Below are 6,304 nucleotides of genomic sequence, written 5' to 3'. Positions count from 1 at the left end.
GCATCGGCCTGGTCCCGGCGCTGGCCTCGGACGCCGGGCCCACCCTGCCGCAGCAGAGCGCCGAGCAGCTGGTCGCCAAGGTGCTGGCCTCCGATGTGCAGTCGCTGAGCGGTACCGTCCAGGCCGACGCCGACCTGGGTCTCCCCGCGGGCGTGCTGGACGGCGCCGGGGCGCTCGGTGGCGCCGGCGGCCCGTTCGGCGGGTCCGGCGCCGCACACAGCCGGGCCAAGGGCGGCGCCGAGGGCGGCGGCACGGCGTCCCCCCAGGCGCGGCTGACGGAGCTGCTGGCGGGCAGCCACACCCTGCAGGTGGCCGTGGACGGGCCCGACCGGCAGCGGCTGGGGCTGATGGACAAGCTGGCCGAGTACGAGATCGTGCACAACGGCAACCAGGTGTGGGGCTGGGACAGCACCACCAACGAGGCGGTGCACTCCACGCTGCCCGCCGGCCACGACAGCCGCACCGGCTCTCCGGACCGCGCCCTGCCGTTCGACGGCGGTTCACTGCCCGCCACCCCGCAGCAGGCGGCCCGGCAGATCCTGGCGCAGGCCGGGACGACCTCGTCGGTGACCGTGGCGGGAACCAGCCGGGTCGCCGGGCGGAACGCCTACGAGCTGAGCGTCAGGCCCAAGCAGTCCGGCTCCACCGTCGGCGACGTGCGGATAGCGGTCGACGCCGCGACCGGGGTCCCGCTGCGGGTGCGGGTGAACGCGGCCGGCGGCGGCAGCCCGGTCTTCGATGTGCACTTCGCCTCGGTGTCGTTCGCCAGGCCCGGTGCGCGCACCTTCGACTTCAGCCCGCCCAAGGGCGCCAAGGTCACCGAGCAGAAGGCGTCCGCCGCCGGTGACCGGACGGCGGCCGGGCGGCCCGGCCCGGCGAGCGGGCGGAACACCGACGGCCCCGTCCTCAGCGGCACGGGCTGGACCACGGTGGCCTCCTTCAAGCTGCCCGCGGACCACGGCAGCCAGGGGATGCTCTCCCTGGCCAAGGGGCTGGGCAAGCCGGTCCTGGGCGGCACCCTGATCCACAGCCGCCTGGTCAACGTGCTGATCGGCGACAACGGCACGGTGTACGCGGGTGCGGTGTCGGCGCAGGTCCTGGAGCACGCCGCGGGGGCCCGGTAGTGACCGACTCGACGGCGGGCCGGGCCGCCGCTGACGGCCCGGCCCCCGCCGTCATCCGCACCCGGGGCCTCACCAAGCGCTTCCGGGGCGGCCAGCTGGCGGTGGACGGCCTGGACCTGACGGTGCCGCGCGGCAGCGTCTTCGGCTTCCTGGGTCCCAACGGCTCCGGCAAGACCACCACCATCCGGATGCTGATGGGCCTGATCGCCCCCACCTCCGGCACCGCCACGGTGCTGGAGGCACCGATGCCGCAGTCGGTGACGGCGGTACTGCCCAGGGTGGGGGCGCTGATCGAGGGCCCGGCGCTGTACGGGTTCCTCTCCGGGCGCGACAACCTGGTCCGGTACGACTCCGCCGATCCGGCCGCGGACCCCCGTACCCGCGACCGCAGGGTCGCCGAGGCGCTGGAGCGGGTCGGTCTGGCAGCGGCGGCGGGCAAGAAGGCCCGCGCGTACTCGCTCGGGATGAAGCAGCGCCTGGGTCTGGCCGCCGCCCTGCTGCAGCCCCGGGAGCTGCTGGTGCTGGACGAGCCGACCAACGGCCTGGACCCGCAGGGCATGCGGGAGATCCGCGCCCTGGTGCGGGAGGTCGCGGCGGACGGCACCACCGTCTTCCTCTCCTCGCATCTGCTGGACGAGATCGAGCAGGTCTGCACCCATGCCGCGGTGATGTCCCGCGGCCGGCTGGTGGTGCAGGGCACCGTCGCCGAGCTGGCGGCCGGCGCCCGCGGCCGCCTGGTGGTGCAGACGCCGGACCGGGAGCTGGCCGCCCGGGTGCTGGCCGACCACGGGGTGACCGATCTGCGGACCACCGGCGACCGGCTGGACGGCGAGCCGCCCTCCGGCGCCGCCGACGATCCGGACGGGCACCTGCCCAAGCTGTGCGCCGCACTGGTCGGGGCCGGGGTGCGGGTGCGCTCCTTCGGTACCGAGCGGGGCACTCTGGAGGACGCCTTCGTGGCCCTGACCGGGGAGGGATTCGATGTCGCCGGGTGAGGCCGCGGTGCTGCCGCGGACGGCGGCGCCGGGCGGGCGGCCGCGGACTGCGCTGGGCGTGCTGGCCCTGTTCCGCAGTGAACTGTCGATCACCTTCCGGCGGCTGCGCACCATCGCGCTGCTGGCCATCCTGGCCGCGCTGCCGGTGCTGATCGGGGTGGTGATCAAGGTGGAGGTCGGGGACAGCGGAGGCGGCGGCCCGGCCTTCATGGCCCAGGTCACCGAGAACGGCCTCTTCCTGGTCTTCACCTCGTTCGTGGTGACCCTGCCGGTCTTCCTGCCGATGGCGGTGGGGGTGGTGGCGGGCGACTCGGTGGCCGGCGAGGCCGGCAGCGGCACCCTGCGCTATCTGCTGGTGGCCCCGGCCGGGCGCACCCGCCTGCTGGCCGCGAAGTTCACCGCCGCCCTGTCCTTCTGCGCGGCGGCCACGCTGACCGTGGCGCTGTCCGCACTTGCCACCGGCGCCGCGCTCTTCCCGGTGGGCCGGGTGACCCTGCTCTCCGGCGACTCCATCTCCTTCTGGGCGGCGCTGCTGCGGACCGGTCTCATCGCCGTGCTGGTCGCGGCGTCACTGGCCGGGCTGGTCGCCATCGGGCTCTTTGTGTCCACGCTGACCGGCAGCGGGATCGCCGCAATGGCCACCACCGTGGGACTGGTCATCACCGTTCAGATCCTGGACGGCATACCGCAGTTGCACTCCATCGGGCCGTGGCTCTTCCCGCACTACTGGCTGAGCTTCGCGGACCTGCTGCGGCAGCCCGCGTACCTGCACGACGTGCTGCGCAATCTGGGCCTTCAGGGACTCTACGCCGCCGTATTCGGCACGGCCGCCTGGGCCCGCTTCACCAGCCGCGACATCACCTCCTGAGACGACCGGGCCGGCGGGCCGGGCGGCACCCGGCCGCCCGGCCCGCCGGTCGTTCGAACAGCACCCGCTATTCACTGATCGTGCACGTACGAACGATCGCAACGTGATTTGGTGACGCTGGGCGACGCAATCGGTGCGGCCCGTGAAATGACGGTTGTTTTTGTCTCAAACACCGGGAGCCAACTTGACTCCCCTCCCACTCCACCGATGGGATGACCGCAACTCATCGAGCGTGTACTGCCGTCTGCGCCTGGTCGTGTGGATCCCCCTCAGGTCCCGCCGGACCGGGCGGCGGCGCGGGCGGCACGCGGCGCACCACCCCTCAGCGCCGTGCCACGCGTTCCTCCGGCACGAACGGGAGAGATCCACACATGTCCATAAGCCGCAGGGCGTTCCTGCTGGCCACCGGGGCCGTCGCAGGATCCGCAGTGCTGTCCGCCTGCGGCAGCAAGGGGGGCAGCACTGCTTCCCCCTCGGGAGAGGTCGAGGTCTTCTCCTGGTGGACCGAAGGCGCCGAGAACGCCGGTCTTCAGGCGCTCCTCGCCGACCTCAAGATCAACCAGCCCAATGTCAACTTCGTCAACCGCGCGGTCGCGGGCGGCGCCGGTGCCAACGCCAAGGCGGAACTCGCCAAGCGACTGGACGCCAACAACCCGCCGGACTCCTTCCAGGGCCACGCGGGCGCGGAACTCAGCGACTACATCACCGCCGGCAAACTCGAGGATCTCAACGACCTCTACGCCGAGCAGAAGTGGACGGACGTCTTCCCCGAGCAGCTGCTGCCGCTGATCAGCTCCGGCGACAAGTACTACTCGGTGCCGGTGAACATCCACCGCGCCAACATGCTCTGGTCCAACCCCAAGGTCGTCAGGGCGGTGGGCGCCGACACCGCGCCCAAGACCCTCCCGGCCTTCCTGGCGTCCCTGCAGAAGGTCAAGCGGGCGGGTTCCAAGGTGCCGCTGGTCCTGGGTGACTCCTGGACGCTCAAGCACCTGCTGGAGACCATCATGCTGGCCGCGCTCGGCCACGAGGGCTGGTCCGCCCTGTGGAAGCAGGGCGCCAACTGGAACTCCGGCAAGGTCACCCAGGCGCTGGAGTACTACCACCAGGTGCTCGGCTTCACCAACCTCTCCGCCCCGGCAGCCAGCTGGGACGCGGGAACCACCATGCTGGGCGAGGGCCGGGCCGCCTACCAGATCATGGGCGACTGGGCGGAGGGCAGCCTCAAGGTCACCCAGAACCTCCAGGCCCACACCGACTACGAGTGGGCACCGGTGCCGGGCACGGCGGGGACCTTCCAGTTCCTCTCCGACTCCTTCACCCTGCCCAAGCACGCCAAGCACCGCGACACCGCGCTCGCCTGGCTCCGGGAGTGCGGCAGCAAGAGCGGCCAGCTGGGCTTCAACGGGGCCAAGGGCTCCATCCCCACGCTGACCAACCTCAACGCCGAGGACCGGGCGCTCTTCGGCGAGTACCTGCAGTGGTCCATGGACGAGTGGAAGCGTTGCCAGATCGTCGGCTCGCTCACCCACGGCGTGGTCGCCAGCAACGCCTGGAACGCGGAGATCGACCAGGCCGTGGCCGACTTCGCCAAGAGCATGCGGGTGCCCGCCCTGCAGCAGGCGCTTGCGGCCTCTGCCCAGAAGCACCTCGCCGCCTGACCGACGGCACACCCACGGGAGCCCGCCGGAGCCGTGCCCGCCACGGCCCCGGCGGGCTCCTCCGGTGAGCGGTGCCGAGCAGGCAGTGCGGCCCCCCCGGGCGTCGCCCGGGGGGCTCTCGTCGTACCGGGGGCTCTCGTCGTACGGGGGCACCCGTCGTACGGCGGCGCCGGGACGGCTCAGCCGGAGACGGCGGCGCCGTCCGGGGACGGAGCGGCCTGCGCCGCACGCGCCGCGGCGGCCTGCTGCAGGGCACTGCGGTTGCGGCGGGTCTGGCGGACGGCGTCCCAGGTCAGCAGCGCAAGCGCGGCCCAGACCAGGGCGAAGCCGGCCCAGCGGGCCGGTGGCATCTCCTCGTGGAAGACCGCCAGGCCGAGCAGGAACTGGAACACCGGCGCCAGGTACTGCAGCAGCCCCAGCATGGTGAGCGGCACCCGTACCGCCGCGGCGCCGAAGCAGAGCAGCGGTATCGCCGTGATCAGCCCGGAGAGCGCCAGCAGCCCGGAGTGCCCCCAGCCGTAGCCGTCACCGGTGCGGCCGAAGGTGCCCTGACCGGAGAAGGCCAGCCAGAGCACATAGCCCAGGGCAGGCAGGAACTGGAAGGCGGTCTCGGTGGCCAGGCTCTCCAGGCCGCTCAGCCCGACCTTCTTCTTCAGCAGCCCGTAGACGGCGAAGGTGAGGGCCAGGCTCAGGGCGATCCAGGGCAGCCGCCCGTAGCCGAGGGTGAGCACCACCACCGCGGCGGCGCCGATGCCCACCGCCGCCCACTGGGCGGGCCGCAGCCGCTCGTGCAGCAGGAGGACCCCGAAGGCGATGGTGACCAGCGGGTTGATGAAGTAGCCGAGGCTGGTCTCGACCACATGCCCCGAGTTGACGCCCCAGATGTAGACGCCCCAGTTGACCGAGACCACGGCGGCGGCCCCGGCGCACATGGCGAGCCGGGCGGGCTGCCGCAGCAGCGGCCGTATCCAGCCCCAGTGCCGGGTGGCGATCAGGATGGCCGCGACGGCCACCAGTGACCAGAGCATGCGGTTGGCCAGGATCTCCATGGAGTCGCTGGGCTCCAGCAGCGGCCAATAGAGGGGGAAGAGCCCCCACATCGCATAGGACGCGAAGCCGAACCAGAATCCGGTCCGCTGCCCCGCCTCGGGCTCCTGCTGCTGCATCGGGGCTCGCTCCTCCACCCGGTCGTCTCTCCTCAGGGACGGTACCGGTCGCAGGAGTCCCATGTCACTCGCGTATCCACGCTTTGGTACTGACAGGGGCGCGACGGCGGCCGTGGGCCCGCCGTGGGTGCCGCGGCCCGCGGTCGACCGGGGGGTGCGCGCCGGGCGCCGGGCCCTGCGGACAGCTGCGGCAGCCCTCGTCGGGCCGGGCCGCCGATCCCCTGACAGGCGCCGGAACCAGTCACCGGCCGGCTCGGCGGGCCGGGCCGCGGGCGTCCGGCCCGCCGGGCCGGCAGGCCCCGGCGCCGGGGGCGACCGGCCGTGGGTGCGCTCCCACACCCCTGCGCCAAAGCCTTGTGGCAGAACCCTTGACACGCGTACGTCACGGTCCGATGCTTGGGAGCGCTCCCACAGCGGTATCGCCCATGGCGCAGTCTCTGCGCTCCGCGCCCCCGCCGCCGTAGCACTCTTCGTTCGCGTATCGCGATCC

5 protein-coding genes are annotated in these 6,304 nt (G+C 72.8%); 4 read left to right on the top strand and 1 reads right to left on the bottom strand.

The annotated features are described in order from the left end of the window. The 4 genes from AOK09_RS31260 to AOK09_RS31245 form a co-directional block, all read left to right on the top strand. The coding region (locus AOK09_RS31260; RefSeq protein ID WP_055590601.1) for a LolA family protein at window positions 1–1,124 on the top strand (1,124 nt) is incomplete at its 5' end. Then, window positions 1,124–2,119 carry an ABC transporter ATP-binding protein gene (locus AOK09_RS31255; protein ID WP_055590600.1) on the top strand — a complete coding sequence of 332 codons (996 nt, stop codon included), beginning with the start codon at window positions 1,124–1,126 and terminating at the stop codon, window positions 2,117–2,119. The genes AOK09_RS31260 and AOK09_RS31255, both read left to right, overlap by 1 nt. Continuing rightward, window positions 2,106–2,987 (top strand): ABC transporter permease, encoded by an 882-nt coding sequence (locus AOK09_RS31250; RefSeq protein ID WP_079063580.1) that lies wholly within the window; start codon window positions 2,106–2,108, stop codon window positions 2,985–2,987. Before AOK09_RS31255 ends, AOK09_RS31250 begins: the two co-directional genes overlap by 14 nt. Window positions 2,988–3,358: 371 nt before the next feature. Continuing rightward, window positions 3,359–4,648 carry an ABC transporter substrate-binding protein gene (locus tag AOK09_RS31245; protein ID WP_055590599.1) on the top strand — a complete coding sequence of 430 codons (1,290 nt, stop codon included), beginning with the start codon at window positions 3,359–3,361 and terminating at the stop codon, window positions 4,646–4,648. A 179-nt stretch (window positions 4,649–4,827) separates the two neighbouring features. Here the strand turns inward: AOK09_RS31245 and rarD are convergent, their stop codons facing one another. Further along, complete coding sequence (gene rarD / locus AOK09_RS31240; protein WP_055590598.1) at window positions 4,828–5,814, bottom strand: EamA family transporter RarD; 987 nt, start codon at window positions 5,812–5,814, stop codon at window positions 4,828–4,830. Window positions 5,815–6,304: the final 490 nt, after the last annotated feature.

Source organism: Peterkaempfera griseoplana (assembly GCF_001418575.1).
Lineage (GTDB): Bacteria > Actinomycetota > Actinomycetes > Streptomycetales > Streptomycetaceae > Peterkaempfera > Peterkaempfera griseoplana.
The sequence above is the reverse complement of the archived record's forward strand: the minus strand, read 5'-3'. Positions and strand labels throughout refer to the sequence as shown.